At 70.8% G+C, this 13,366-nt stretch carries 13 protein-coding genes; 11 read left to right on the top strand and 2 right to left on the bottom strand.

Annotated elements, in window-relative coordinates; genetic code table 11:
• Positions 1-238: 238 nt before the first annotated feature.
• Positions 239-1,828, bottom strand: coding sequence for a GTP-binding protein (locus ACFWV3_RS04215; RefSeq protein WP_382408047.1), 1,590 nt, complete (start codon positions 1,826-1,828; stop codon positions 239-241).
• A gap of 189 nt (positions 1,829-2,017) precedes the next feature.
• On the opposite strand from ACFWV3_RS04215, the gene ACFWV3_RS04210 reads away from it, so the two are divergent.
• The 4 genes from ACFWV3_RS04210 (at position 2,018) to ACFWV3_RS04195 (ending at position 5,796) form a co-directional block, all read left to right on the top strand.
• Positions 2,018-2,650, top strand: a complete 633-nt coding sequence (locus ACFWV3_RS04210) for a TetR/AcrR family transcriptional regulator (protein ID WP_382408045.1) — start codon at positions 2,018-2,020, stop codon at positions 2,648-2,650.
• Positions 2,651-2,713: 63 nt separating this feature from the next.
• Complete coding sequence (locus tag ACFWV3_RS04205; protein WP_382408043.1) at positions 2,714-3,418, top strand: hypothetical protein; 705 nt, start codon at positions 2,714-2,716, stop codon at positions 3,416-3,418.
• Entirely contained in the window at positions 3,415-4,083 is a 669-nt protein-coding gene (locus ACFWV3_RS04200; RefSeq protein ID WP_382408041.1) for a DUF4166 domain-containing protein, read from the top strand. The genes ACFWV3_RS04205 and ACFWV3_RS04200 overlap by 4 nt, the downstream gene beginning before the upstream one ends.
• A 120-nt stretch (positions 4,084-4,203) precedes the next feature.
• Positions 4,204-5,796: a tryptophan halogenase family protein gene (locus ACFWV3_RS04195; protein WP_382408039.1), complete on the top strand. Its 1,593-nt coding sequence runs from the start codon at positions 4,204-4,206 to the stop codon at positions 5,794-5,796.
• A gap of 149 nt (positions 5,797-5,945) precedes the next feature.
• Here the strand turns inward: ACFWV3_RS04195 and ACFWV3_RS04190 are convergent, their stop codons facing one another.
• A complete protein-coding gene (locus ACFWV3_RS04190) occupies positions 5,946-7,733 on the bottom strand; it encodes a BTAD domain-containing putative transcriptional regulator (RefSeq protein ID WP_382408037.1) in 1,788 nt (595 codons plus the stop codon).
• Positions 7,734-8,073: 340 nt separating this feature from the next.
• Here ACFWV3_RS04190 and ACFWV3_RS04185 point away from each other — a divergent pair, with 340 nt between their 5' ends.
• The 7 genes from ACFWV3_RS04185 (at position 8,074) to ACFWV3_RS04155 (ending at position 13,337) form a co-directional block, all read left to right on the top strand.
• A complete protein-coding gene (locus ACFWV3_RS04185; RefSeq protein WP_382408033.1) occupies positions 8,074-8,520 on the top strand; it encodes a helix-turn-helix domain-containing protein in 447 nt (148 codons plus the stop codon).
• A gap of 19 nt (positions 8,521-8,539) precedes the next feature.
• Positions 8,540-9,043, top strand: a complete 504-nt coding sequence (locus ACFWV3_RS04180) for a hypothetical protein (RefSeq protein ID WP_382408031.1) — start codon at positions 8,540-8,542, stop codon at positions 9,041-9,043.
• Complete coding sequence (locus ACFWV3_RS04175) at positions 9,043-10,209, top strand: MAB_1171c family putative transporter (RefSeq protein ID WP_382408029.1); 1,167 nt, start codon at positions 9,043-9,045, stop codon at positions 10,207-10,209. Before ACFWV3_RS04180 ends, ACFWV3_RS04175 begins: the two co-directional genes overlap by 1 nt.
• Positions 10,210-10,247: 38 nt before the next feature.
• Complete coding sequence (locus ACFWV3_RS04170; protein WP_382408027.1) at positions 10,248-10,559, top strand: ArsR/SmtB family transcription factor; 312 nt, start codon at positions 10,248-10,250, stop codon at positions 10,557-10,559.
• Positions 10,556-10,804 (top strand): hypothetical protein, encoded by a 249-nt coding sequence (locus tag ACFWV3_RS04165; RefSeq protein WP_382408024.1) that lies wholly within the window; start codon positions 10,556-10,558, stop codon positions 10,802-10,804. The genes ACFWV3_RS04170 and ACFWV3_RS04165 overlap by 4 nt, the downstream gene beginning before the upstream one ends.
• A gap of 108 nt (positions 10,805-10,912) precedes the next feature.
• Positions 10,913-13,048 carry an MMPL family transporter gene (locus tag ACFWV3_RS04160; protein ID WP_382408022.1) on the top strand — a complete coding sequence of 712 codons (2,136 nt, stop codon included), beginning with the start codon at positions 10,913-10,915 and terminating at the stop codon, positions 13,046-13,048.
• A 73-nt stretch (positions 13,049-13,121) separates the two neighbouring features.
• Positions 13,122-13,337: an MbtH family protein gene (locus ACFWV3_RS04155; RefSeq protein ID WP_382408020.1), complete on the top strand. Its 216-nt coding sequence runs from the start codon at positions 13,122-13,124 to the stop codon at positions 13,335-13,337.
• Positions 13,338-13,366 lie beyond the last annotated feature (29 nt).

Raw genomic sequence — 13,366 nt, 5'->3', positions numbered from 1 at the left:
GCAAAACATCTCCCCCCCCCCCCCGCACCCAAAAAAACAAAAGCCGGGCGGGGTTATCCTCCCAATGGTTTGTCGGGGCCCCGCCCCTTGCCCCGGCGGCGACGGCGGAGGACCGGTGGCCCTCGCCGCTGTCGTCGCGGAGAACGGAGCAGTCGTTGTCCGCGTTCCGCGAGCGGCCTGCCCGGCAACGTCTGGCAGTGCCGGTTCACCGTCACCGAACCTCGACCCGTCCCCGCGGTCATCCGCGCGTCTCCTCGTAGTGGTCGAACTCGCTCTCCAGCACACCTTCACCGCGGGTGAGCGAGGGCAGTGCGCGTTGGAGCTCGAAGACTCGCGCGGCGGGAACGTGTCCTTCCAGGACGGTCGCGGTGGTCGTGAGCGGGACGGCGCCGACCTTGCCCAGTGCGACGAGCACCGCGCTGAGCGTGTCCTCGGGAATCTCCAGGCGGAAGCGGTGCACCGGTTCGCACGTCGACGTTCCCGCCCGGCGCACCGCGTCGCGCAGCACGATCGGTGCGAGGCCGCGGAAGTCGCGGGCCGTGCTCACCGGCGACGAGTAGCCGGAGTGCGTCATCGTGACCGTGCAGTCGAGGACGCGGTCGGCTCGCAGCGTGTCGCGCACGCTGTCCTCCACGGCACGGAAGTACGCCAGCGGCAACGATCCCAGCTCCACCTCCAGCCGGAACTCCTCCGGCCCCGGTTCCACCCGGAACCCGATGGTGGCCGCGTACGGGTTCGCGCCGAGGAACCGCACTGCCTCACCCGCACCACGAAGGCGGTGCATGCGGATCGTCCGGGTCTCGCGGAACGTCACGGCGACGCCGTGCTCCAGGGCGAGCGTCGCCTCGATGACCTCCCGCTGCACCTCGCCGTACAGCGACAGGACGATGTCGTCGCCCTCGAGGCGCAGGTTGATCAACGGGTCCTGCTCGGCGAGCCGGTGCAGGGCGGTGTGCAGGGCCGGGCGGTCCGGTGACTCGACCACGGTCTCCAGGCTCGGCGGCGAGAAGTGGCGGACGCGGCCGGGCCGGGCGAGCCCGATCGCGTCACCGATGCGGGCGTCGAGACCCCGGAGCTTCGCGATCTGCCCCGCCCTGGCGACGTTGCGGCGCACCGCGGAGGCTCCCTCGAACACGGCGATCGAGGTGATCTTTCCTTCTCCGTCACCGATTCGGACGCGGTCGCGCACTCGTGCGGTTCCCGAGAACAGCCGCACGAGCGAGATCTTCTCGCCGGTCGCGCCGCGCTCCACCTTGAACACCGTGCCGGACAGCGGACCGTCCGGCGAGACCGTCACGGCCAGCTTCGTCACGCCGTCCACGAGCGAGCTCACCCCGTCGCCGGTGATGGCGGAACCGAAGTAGGTCGGCGCGTCGGTCTTGAGTTTCGAAGCCACCTCACGTGCGACGCGCTCGCCATCGGCGCCGCGGCGGTCCATCTTGTTCACGAAGACGACGGCCGGAATCCCCAGGCGCTGCAACGCCCGCATGAGCACACGGGTCTGCGCCTGCACGCCCTCCACGGCGGACACCACGAGCACCGCGGCGTCGAGCACGTCGAGCACCCGCTCGACCTCGGCGATGAAGTCCGGGTGGCCGGGTGTGTCGACGAGGTTGACCGCGACGTCGCCGACGGTGAACGAGGCGACGGCGGACTTGATCGTGATGCCGCGCTGCCGTTCGAGCGCGAGCGAGTCGGTCTGGGTGCTGCCGGCGTCGACACTGCCGAGCGCGTCGATGACACCGGCGTCGTGGAGCAGTCGTTCGGTCAGGCTCGTCTTACCGGCGTCGACGTGAGCCAGAATTCCCAGGTTCAAGGTGCGCGACAAGCGTCATGTCCTCTGGATAGGCGGTGAAGACCTTCTGGGGGAACACGAACGCCTCGCGCATCGGCTTCTCCTCGTCCTGACGACTGGTCGCGGGGGAGTGGAGCAGACCGGCGGTGCACGGCGCAACCGAAATTGCCCTCGGCACCGGCAGCGTCCACGGGCGATCACCGGGGCCTCTACGGTGATGGCGTGGCCGACACCCGACAGCGCCTGATCGACGGCGCGATCGAGACCATCCGCGCGCACGGGCTCACCGGCACGACGGCGCGGAGCATCGCGGCCACCGCCGGCGTCAACCAGGCGCTGGTCTTCTACCACTTCGGCAGCGTCCACGACCTCCTCCGAGCGGCGTGCCTGGCCGCCACGCGGGCGAGGGTCGAGCCGTTCGTCGGACGTCTCGACCAGGTCACGGACCTGCGCCAGCTCCTCGCGCTCGGCAGCTCCCTGCACACCGAGGAACGCGCGGAGGGCAACGTCATGGTCCTCGCCCAGCTGCTGGCGGGCGCCCAGACCAGCCCCGAGCTCGCCGACGCCACCAGCGCGGCGCTGCGGCTGTGGATCACCCCCATCGAGAACGCCCTGACCAGGTTGCTGACCGGCTCACCCGTCGCCGGACTGGTCGACACGGCGGGGCTCGCCCGCGCGGTCAGCGCCGGGTTCATCGGCCTGGAGCTGTACGAGGGCGTCGACCCGGCCGGGGCGAGGGCCGCGCTGGACGCCCTCGACCGCCTGGCCGTGCTCATCGAGGTCGTCGACGAGCTCGGCCCCGTCGCCCACCGGGCACTGCGGGCCAAGCTGCGCAAGAAGAAGCGCGATCTTTGAGCATCTGCTCAAGAAGTGCGTTAGCCTCTGTTTTGAGCAAGTGCTCAAAACGGAGGGGGTCCGATGTCACGACGAGGGCTCTACGTCGAGACGGTGATCAAGGCCGACCTGGACGCGGTGTGGCGCCTCACCCAGGAGCCGCGCCCGCACCAGCGGTGGGACCTGCGGTTCACCACGATCGACTACCTGCCCAAGCCGGACGAGGACGCGGAACAGCACTTCCGGTACGCCGTCCGCGTGCTCGGCCTGGAGGTGGGCGGCGTCGGCGTCAGCGTGGGGGAGCGCGTCAAACCGGACGGCTCGCGCACCTCGGCGCTGCGGTTCAGCTCGGCGCACCCGCTGTCCCTGATCCGCAGCGGAGCGGGCTACTGGCGGTACGTGCCGACCGGTGACGGCGTCCGGTTCCTCACCGGCTACGACTACCAGCCGGGCTGGGGCCGTCTCGGCGCGCTGGCCGACCGCCCGTTCCGGCACCTGATGGGCTGGGGCACCGCCTGGTCGTTCGACCGGCTCCGGCTCTGGCTGGAACGCGGTGTGCCACCGGAGAAGTCGCTCGAACGAGCGCTGCTGGACGCCGGGACGCGGCTCGCCGTGTGCGCGACGGCCTGGGCGACCGGTCCGAAGGCGCTGGCCGCCGCCCTGACCCTGGCCGCGCTGCTGGCGCCACCGCTGCCGTCCACCCCGGCCGCCAGGAGGTGCCGGCGGACGCCACCGGACCGCCGTTCGTCCACGGCACCGTCGACCCTGTCCACTTTGGAGCACCCGTGACGTCGATCTTCCAACGCGCCCTCGGCGACGACTTCGACCGGCTGCACCCGATGCTGCGGCGCCGGTTCGGCTTCGGCAGCGACGACGGGATCGCCTGCGTCGGCACGGGCACGATGGACCGCGTGTGGCACGGCCGCGGGTTCACCCGCCCGTTCCTGTGGCTGGGGGCGAAGCGCCACATCCTCCTGCCCGGCCACGGCACGGACGTCCCGTTCACCATCCAGAACTACCCCTACCGCGACTCGCTGGGCAGGGAGACGGTGACCTTCGTCCGCACCTTCGCCTTCGAGCACCCGAGGCGCTGGGACGCCACCATGATCTACAGCCCCGAACGCGGCTGCGTGGTGGACTACCTGGGCACGCACCAGCACCTCTCCGTGGACCTGCACCTGTCGGTCGAGGAGGGCGCGCTCGTCATCCGCAGCGGCGAGCAGCGCTTCCACGAGGGGCCGCTGCACTTCCGCGTCCCCGCACTGGTGACCGGCACCGCGGAGGTCCGCGAGTCCTACGACGAGACCGCGGAGCGGTTCCGCATCGACGTCGAGGTCTCCAACCACCGCTTCGGCCCGCTCTTCGGCTACCACGGCACCTTCACCTGCGCCTTCCCCGAGGTCACCGGGGTGCCGGACGGGATCAGGCCGGTCCGGGAGCAGTCCAGGGTCTGAGCTCCGGTGCGCCGGCGACGGTTTTCGGCGGGAATAGCCTGAATATAGGCCGCGTATCAGGTGCGCGGGAAAGGTGGGCGCCCACAGTGTTGTCGTGAAAACCGAAGGGTAGTGGTCCGGATGGAAGACCACAGGATATCGAACGTCGTCGTTCTCGGTGGCGGCACCGCGGGGTGGATGACCGCGAGCTATCTGGGCAAAGCACTCGGCCGGCACGCGACCATCACGGTGCTGGAAGCGCCGTCGATTCCCCGGATCGGCGTCGGCGAGGCCACCGTGCCGAATCTGCACAAGACGTTCTTCGACTTCCTGGGCATTCCCGAGGAGGAGTGGATGCGGGAATGCAACGCCAGTTTCAAGATGGCGGTGAAGTTCGTGAACTGGCGCACGCCCGGCGAGGGCGAGCCGGAGGGCAGGCAGCTGCGCGGCCGGCCGGACCACTTCTACCACCTGTTCGGGCTGCTGCCCACGCACGAGGGCCTGCCGCTGTCGCACTACTGGGCCGCGAAGAACCTCGGCGGGCAGACCGACGAGCCGTTCGACTACGCCTGCTACCGCGAGTCGCCGATGATCGACGCGCGCCTGTCGCCGCGGTCGGCCGACGGCACCAGGTGGACGAACTACGCCTGGCACTTCGACGCGCAGCTGGTCGCGGACTTCCTGAAGCGGTTCGCGACGCAGAAGCAGGGCGTGGTGCACGTCGAGGACGAGATGGTGGACGCGACGATCGACCAGCGCGGGCACATCACCTCGCTCAAGACCAAGCAGGGGCGCACGATCGCCGGCGACCTGTTCGTCGACTGCTCCGGCTTCCGCGGCCTGCTCATCAACAAGCTGATGCGCGAACCGTTCCTCGACATGGGCGACCACCTGCTCAACGACAGCGCGGTCGCCACCGCCGTGCCGCACGACGACGCCGCGCACGGGGTCGAGCCCGCCACGTCGGCCATCGCGATGAAGTCCGGCTGGACGTGGAAGATCCCCATGCTCGGCCGGTTCGGCACCGGGTACGTCTACTCGAGCCGGTTCACCGACGCGGACGAGGCGGCGAGGGACCTGTGCAGGCTGTGGGACCTCGACCCCGAGGAGCAGCCGCTCAACCACGTGAAGTTCCGGGTCGGCCGCAACCGCCGCACCTGGGTGCGCAACTGCGTGAGCATCGGCCTGTCGTCGTGCTTCCTCGAACCGCTCGAGTCGACCGGCATCTACTTCATCACCGCCGCGCTCTACCAGCTGGGCAAGCACTTCCCGGACAAGCGGTTCGACCCGGTGCTGATCGACTCGTTCAACCGCGAGATCGAGACGATGTTCGACGACTCGCGCGACTTCCTGCAGGCGCACTTCACCCTGGCGCCCCGCGACGACACGCCGTTCTGGCGGGCCTGCAAGGAGATCACGCTGCCGGAGGACATCCAGTTCAAGATCGCCCAGTACCGGGCGGGCCTCGCGGTCAACATGCCGGTCACGGACGAGGCGAACTACTACGAGAACTTCGAGGCGGAGTTCCGCAACTTCTGGACCAACAGCAGCTACTACTGCATCTTCACCGGCCTCGACGCGCTGCCCGACCACCCGTTGCCCGCGCTGGCGTTCCGGCCGGACGCGGTCGAGGGCGCCGAGCCGGCGTTCGCCCAGATCCGGCAGAAGCAGGCCGAGCTGCTGAGGACACTGCCCACCACCTACGACTACCTGCGTGAACTCCACGGCCGTTGATCACCCGGACGGTGGCATGCCCACCACTGGCGGCACCTGCTAACTTTATTTTGCGGGTGCCGACCAGGATCGGCGTTCCGCACGGGGATCCCCAAGCCGGAAGAGGCTGTGCCCGGTGCACCGGGCACAGCCTCTTCCGGTCTCCCGCCTCAGATGAGAGTGAGCTCCGACAGGCCCTCGGCGTGTGCGGTCTCCCGCGCCGCGAGCCGGGCGAGCGGGTGGAACCGGTAGGCGGGCCTGCCCTCCTCGTCGACGTGGGCGAGCTCCAGCAGGTGCAGGTCGAGCAGGGACTCCGTGATCTGCTCGCCGTCGGCGTCGGACAGGCCGAGCAGCGAGCTCGTCACCGAGTGCGGGAACGACGGCAGGTCCAGCAGTGACAGGCGCAGCAGCGCGGCGCGCGTGTGCGGGTCGAGCGAGCTGCTGCCGCCCGTGAGCCGTTCCCGCACGTCGAGGTCGCCGAGCCGCAGCTCGTCGAGCAGCCGGTCGGGGTCGGCGAGCCGGTGGGCGAAGCGGGCCAGGGGCCAGTGCCGCCGGGCCGCCACGCGGGCGCCGGCGATCCGGATGGCGAGCGGCAGGCCGTGGCAGGTGTCCACGATCTCGTCCGCCGCGTCCGTCTCGGCGGCCGCGCGCTCCGGTCCGATGATCTTGGTGAACAGCGCCAGCGCCGCCTCGCGGCCGAGCGGTTCGAGGTCGAGCGTGTACTGGCCGGCCAGGGTGGTGAGCGAGCTGCGGGTGGTGACGATCGTGCGGCAGCGGGTCCCGGCCGTGAGCAGCGGCCGCACCTGCCGGTCGGTCGCCGCGTCGTCGAGCACGACGATCATCCGCCGGTCGGCCAGCGCGCCCCGGTAGAACAGCGCCCGCTGCTCCAGGCTCGCGGGCAGCGACGCCTCGTCGAGGCCCAGACCCGTGAGCAGCGCTCCGAGCGCCTCGCAGGGCGGCAGCGGCGTGCGGTCGCTGCCGCGGAGGTCGACGACCAGCTGGCCGTCGGGGAAGTCCTCGCTCAGCCCGCTCGCGATCCTCAGCGCGAACGCGGTCTTGCCGACGCCGGCCATGCCGGTGACCGTCAGTGGTGCGGACCGGTGGCGTAATCGGTCCGCCGCGAGCGCGAGCTCGGCGACGCGGCCGGTGAAGTCCGGGGTGTCGGCGGCCAGGGTCACCGGCCGGGACGACGCGGTGAGGGAGTGGCGCTGCCTGGGGAACTCGGGGGAGACCTCGTGGGTGAGGATCGCCTGGTAGGCGCCCTTCAGCGTGGGGCCGGGGTCGACGCCGAGCTCGTCGGAGAGCAGTCTGCTGCCCTCCTGGAAGGTCGCGAACGCCTCGGCCTGCCGGTCCGCGCGGTACAGCGCGACCATCAGCTGGGCCCGGAACCGTTCGCGCAACGGGTGGGCGTTGACCAGCCCGACGAGCTCGGAGGTGAGCTCGTGGTGACGGCCGAGGGCGAGCTCGGCGTCGATGCGCAGCTCGAGCGTCTTCATGCGGATCTCGTCGATCCGCGGGCGCTCGGTCTCGGCCAGCAGGTCGGTCACGTCGGTGAGCGTCGGGCCGCGCCACAGGTCCAGCGCGCCGCGCAGCGTCTCGGAGGCCTGGTCGAACCGGCTCGCCAGGAGAGCCTCGCGACCGGCTTCCGCGAGCTTCTCGAACTCGTGGAAGTCGAACCGCGACGAGCCGATCCGCATGAGGTAGCCGGGTCCCTGCCGCAGCAGCACCATGCTGCCCTGCAGGTGCCTGCGCAGCCGGGACGCATAGGTGTAGATCTGGGCCTGATAGGTCGCGGGCGGATTCTTGCCCCAGAGCACCTCGCCCAGTTGGGCGTCGGACAGCACCTTTTCCCTCGCGAGCAGCAGAGCCGCCAGGATGGTGCGCTGCTTGGAGCCTTTCAGTGGAAGTTCAGCACCGTTCAGCCACAGGCCGACCGGTCCCAGGATTCGGAACTCCACAGGTCACTTCCCCCATTCAAAGTGTGCACCCCTCCCCGGTCCGGATTGGTGCGTCCCCTGAAGACGCGAACCCCGGTACGGACGCGGACCAGGAATGCCGGTCCGTCCCGCGAGTTCGCCGGTGACAAGCGCGCCGAATGGGCTCGTCGATGTTCTCCCGCTGGGTGAGCAGATTCCTCACCTGATGCGGCGCGATCTTGTTTATTGATCTCCAAACAAGTTCCAACGTACCGAGATGCCCCAGGGGCGTCAACTGCGGTGAGAAGTTAGTGCGACTTTCATCCACATCGGCTGATGCGTGTAGGGTCGGGTGCCCGTGGGCGGACTGTGGAGGTAGTGGATGGCCGATGCGGACGCGCCGCCGGAGGGCTCCCTGGCGGCGAAGGTCGACCACCTGTTCCGGACCGTGCGTCCCCGTGCGGGGCGCGAGTACTCGTTCGACGAGGTCGCCGAGACGATCAAGGCGCGCGGCGGGCCGACCATCTCCGCCACCTACGTGTGGCAGCTGCGCCGCGGCCTGCGCGACAACCCCACGAAGCGCCACCTGGAGGCGCTCGCGGGGTTCTTCGGCGTGCCGCCCGCGTACTTCTTCGACGACGCCGTCACCGAGATGATCGACTCCGAGCTCGCGCTGCTCATCGCCCTGCGCGACAGTTCGGTGCGCCGCATGGCGTTGCGGGCGTCAGGCCTGTCCGCGAAGAGCTTGAGCGCGCTCACCGCTATGGTGGAACGGGCGCGCGAGATCGAGGGCCTGTCTGAGGGGTCGGACGGGGAAACGGGTTCGTGACAAGCCTCTGGGGGGCTTCGTGTTCGACGGGCGTCTGAGCCTGCGGCGACTGCGCCGCCGTTGTGCCGCACGGGTGCGCGAGCTGCCGATGCCCGACCCGTTCGACGTCCGCGCGCTCTGCGACCTGGTGGCCGGGCAGCGCGGGAGACCCATCGAGCTCGTGCCGATCACCGAACGGCAGGGCGTGCTCGGGCTCTGGGTGGCGACCGACGACAGCGACCTGATCTTCTACGAAGAGGCGACCACGCTGCCGCACCAGGACCACATCATCCTGCACGAGCTGTGCCACCTGCTCTGCGACCACTACGCGGCGCCGCTGCCGGGAGCCGAGCTGATGCCCCACCTCGATCCCGAGATGGTCCGGTCGGTGCTGGGACGCACCGGGTACTCGGCGGTGGAGGAGCAGGAGGCCGAGCTGCTCGCGTCGCTGATCCTGCAACAGGCCGGTCAGCCGGCCGCGCCGCCGGCCGAGGGGCTCGCCCACCGGATCTCCGACGCGCTGAACTGGTCCGACCCCCGCTGATGCTCGACGCCGCCCGGTTCTACCTGCCGCCGCTGCTGGTGTTCTGGTTCTTCGTGGTGATGCTGGTCAACGGCGAGTACCGGCCGCGTTCACCCGCCCAGCGCGCGGTGTGCCTCGGCCTGCTGGGACTCGGCACCTCGCTGCTCGTCCTGACCCCGGCCGGCTACGCGTTCGCCGCCAGGGTCAGCGGCGTGGCCAACATCGGCCGGCTGATCGGCCACTGCACCCTGCTCCTGGTGTGCTGGGCGGGGCTCGCGTTCGTCGCGTGGCTCACCGGCACACCCGCGCAGGCCCGCCGCCGGTCCAGACGCGCCGCGTGGTGGCTGCTCGCCGGGGCCGCGGTGCTGACGGTGCTCTTCGTGCTCGCGCCGGTCGACGTGGACGACGTCCGCTTCGCCACGCGGTACGCGGGCACGCCGTGGGTGCTGGAGTACTGGGTCGCCTACGTCGCCTGTCTGACTCCGGCGATCGTCACGGTCATGCGCGAGACGTGGCGCTTCGCGCGGGTGACACCGGATCCCGTGCTGCGCCTGGGGTTGCGGGTCGTCGCGGCCGGTGGGCTCTGCGGCCTGGTCTACCACGTCCACAAAGGACTGCTGTTCGCCGCGGCGAGGTTCGGTTTCGACTACCTGCACCTGGGTCTCGTCGACATGGTCGTGCCGCTCGCGTCGAACGTGTTCGTCTTCGGCGGCGCCACGATCCGCTGGTGGGCGCCGCGGATCGGCCTGACCGTGCTCGTCGCGTGGGTCAAGCGGTACCGCACCTACCGGTGGCTGCGGCCGCTGTGGCTCGACCTCTACCGGGCCAGCCCGCACATCGCGTTGCAGCGGCCGCGCGGCGCGCACCTCGACCTGCTGCCGGACGACCTCGGGCTGCGCCTGTACCGGCGGGTGATCGAGATCAGGGACGGCCGGGTCGCGCTCCAGCCCTACCTCGACCCGGCGGTGGCCGCGCGGGCCCGGCGCAACGCCGCGCGCGCCGGGGTGCGAGGTCAGGACGGTGACGCGTTCGTGGAGGCGACGGTCCTGGCGGACGCGCTGCGGGCCGCGGCACGGGGCCGCGAGCTCACGGCCGAGGCACGCGTCGGCGTCCCCGGCGGCGGTGACCTCGACAGCGACACGGCGTTCCTCGTCGCGGTGGCCAGGGCGTATCGCAGGCTCGCCTGACACCTGCTAACATTTCTTTGCATGTGCAGGGTTCAGTTGTGACAGGGGATGAGCTGCTGCGCATCCTCGCGACGCTGGCCAACCCGCACCGGTTGCGGGTGCTGGCGGTGCTCACGAGAGAGCGCGCCTACGTCAGCGCGCTCGCCCGCGAGCTGGGGATCAGCCGCGCGTTGCTGCAGGTCCACCTGCGCAAGCTCGAGTCGGCCGGCCTGGTGCGGGCGCACCTGGAGCTGTCCGAGGACGGCAAGGCGATGAAGTTCTACGAGGTCGAACCGTTCGCCGTCGAGCTGTCACCGGAGTCGGTGGCGGTCGCCGTGCGGACCCTGACGGAGAAGGAAACGCAGGCATGAGCCCCTACGACTGGCAGGAGATCATCGGCGTCGTCGGGGTGTTCGTCCTGATCACGACGGTGACCACGGTCCTCGTCTGGCAGCTCGCGGCGACGTGGCGGGCGAAGGCGGCGCTGTCGCGGGAGAGCGAGTACCGCGCGCTCGCCGAGCGGGCCGTCCAGGCGCAGGAGAACTCCGAGCGCAAGCTCGACGAGATGGGGGAGCGGCTGCGTTCGGTCGAACGCATCCTCAAGGAAGTCGAGTAGGTGTGAGTGCTGGGCCGGCGAGCGGCAACTCGGCGGCCCAGCAGAAGAAATGTCTCTCGCCCGAGGGCGAGTTCTGGTGAGCACTCCTTCGAGGAAGGACCTTAGCCGATGCTGCCTGGACACAGGTCGGACGTCGCACTGGTGGAACGGGTGGCCGCGTGGTCGGTCCGCCACCGGGGCCTGGCGGTCGCCGGATGGCTGCTGCTGGTGCTGCTGGCCGTGCTGGTCGGCGCACTCTCGGGGGACGGGGCCTCCGCCCGTGACCCCGGCGAGTCCGGCCGCGCCGCGGAAGTGCTGGACCAGCAGCGTTCCTACGCCCCCGTGCGGGAGAACGTGCTGGTCGAGGGCGCCGGCACCGACGACCTCGTCACGGCGCTGCGCGGCAGCGGTGCCGTCACGGAGCTGAGCGTCTCCGGCGAGACGCCCTCTCTGGTCACGTTCCACCTCGCCGGGCCCGACGCCGAGGTCGCCGCGCACTACGACACGGTCGTGCGTCTGGTGGCGGAGGCCTCCTCGCGCCACCCGGACACCCGGTTCTCCCAGGCGGGCGACCGCAGCCTCGCGAAGGCCGTCGACCAGGCGATCAAGGACGACTTCCAGCGCTCGGAGCTCATCTCGCTGCCGATCACGGTCCTGATCCTGCTGGTCGTGTTCGGGGCGCTGGTCGCGGCGTCGGTCCCGCTGCTGCTCGCCGGGACGACGGTGGCGGCCGCGTTCGGGCTGCTCGGACTCGTCGGGACGTGGATCCCGGTCAACAGCGCCACGTCGTCGATGATCCTGCTGATCGGCGTCGCCGTGGGCATCGACTACTCGCTGTTCTACCTGCGGCGCGAACGCGAGGAACGCGCGGCTGGCCGGTCGGTAGCCGAGGCGTTGCGCATCAGCGCACGCACGTCCGGGCGGGTGGTCTTGGTGTCCGGGCTGACCGTGGTCCTGTGCGTCGCGGGCCTGCTGTTCACCGGCCTGGCCAACTTCCGCGGCCTGACCGTCGGCACCGTGCTCGTCGTCGGCCTCGCCGTCGTCGGCTCGGTGACCGCCCTGCCCGCGGTGCTGTCCCTGCTGGGGCACCGGGTGGACGGCGTGCGCGTGCCGTTCCTGCGCCGCACGCACCCGCGCGAGTCCCGGCTGTGGACCGCCGTCGCGCGCGTGGTGGTCCGCCGGCCCTGGCTGTGGGGCGGCCTCGCCGTGCTGTCCCTGCTGGTACTGGCCGTTCCCGCCCTCGGCATGCGGCTGCAGGACGCGGGCGCGACGAACAGCCTGCCGCGGTCGGTCGCCGCGGTCGACGGCGCGATCCGCATGCAGGAGGCGTTCCCCGGCACGCCCACGCCCGCGCAGGTCGTCCTGTCGGGGCGGGGGGACGACGTGGACGTCTCCGCGCTGCGCCGCGAGATCGCGTCCAGCGGCGGGCTGCTGCACGAGCCGCTCACCGCCGCGCGGGTCGACTCCGCGCTGGTGCTGCGGGTCCCGCTGGCCGGAACCGGCACCGACGACCTCTCCAACCGGGCCATGGAGCACCTGCGCACGAAGGCGCTGCCCGCCGCGTTCGGGGACGTGCCGGGGGTGTCGTTCGCCGTGTCGGGCAGGACGGCGTTCGCCTACGACTTCACCGCGCAGGTCCGGGCGACCACACCGCTGGTGTTCGGGTTCGTGCTGCTGCTCGCGTTCGTGCTGCTCGTCGTGGCGTTCCGGGCGCTGGCCATCCCGCTGATCTCCATCGGGCTGAACGTCCTGTCGATCGGCGCGGCCTACGGCGTGCTCACGTGGGTGTTCCAGGACGGGCACCTCGAGTCCGTGCTCGGGTTCACGTCCTACGGGGGCGTGGTCGGGTGGCTGCCGCTGTTCATGTTCGTGCTGCTGTTCGGGCTGAGCATGGACTACCACATCTTCATCCTCAGCCGGATCCGCGAACGGTGGTCCGGCGGCGCCGACGCCCGCGCCGCGATCGTCGGCGGGGTCGGCGGCAGCGCCGGGGTGGTGACCAGCGCGGCGGTGATCATGACCGCGGTGTTCGCCGTGTTCGTCACGCTGAGCGCGATCGAGTACAAGATGCTCGGCGTCGGCATGGCGGTGGCGATCCTCGTCGACGCGACCCTGGTGCGCGGCGTGCTGCTGCCCGCGGCCATGGCCGTGCTGGGCGAACGGGCGTGGGTCCTGCCCGGTGGCCTGGGCCGGTTCTCCCACGTTCCCGGTCTCGCGGCCGGCCCCTCGCGGCAGCGCGCCGCGGCGCGCCTGGGCGCCGGATAGTTCGGGTATAGACCCAGTATCGAGCCCGCGAGAACTGTTCAGGCGACCGGAGACGATCACCTGAGGAGTTCTCGTGGCCGAGGAACAGGACGACAAGCAGACCTACCGCGTCGTGCTCAACGACGAGGAGCAGTACTCGATCTGGCCCACCGACCGGGATCTGCCCGCCGGGTGGCGTGCGGACGGCACCGAGGGAACCCGTGCCGACTGCCTCGCGCACATCGGTGAGGTGTGGACGGACATGCGCCCGCTCAGCCTCCGCCGCCGCATGGCGGAAGCCGCGCAGTAGTGGTGCGTCACGCGACGTCGGCGGCGGAC

Origin of the sequence: Lentzea sp. NPDC059081, from assembly GCF_042738015.1 — a bacterium.
GTDB lineage: Bacteria > Actinomycetota > Actinomycetes > Mycobacteriales > Pseudonocardiaceae > Lentzea.
The sequence above is the reverse complement of the archived record's forward strand: the minus strand, read 5'-3'. Positions and strand labels throughout refer to the sequence as shown.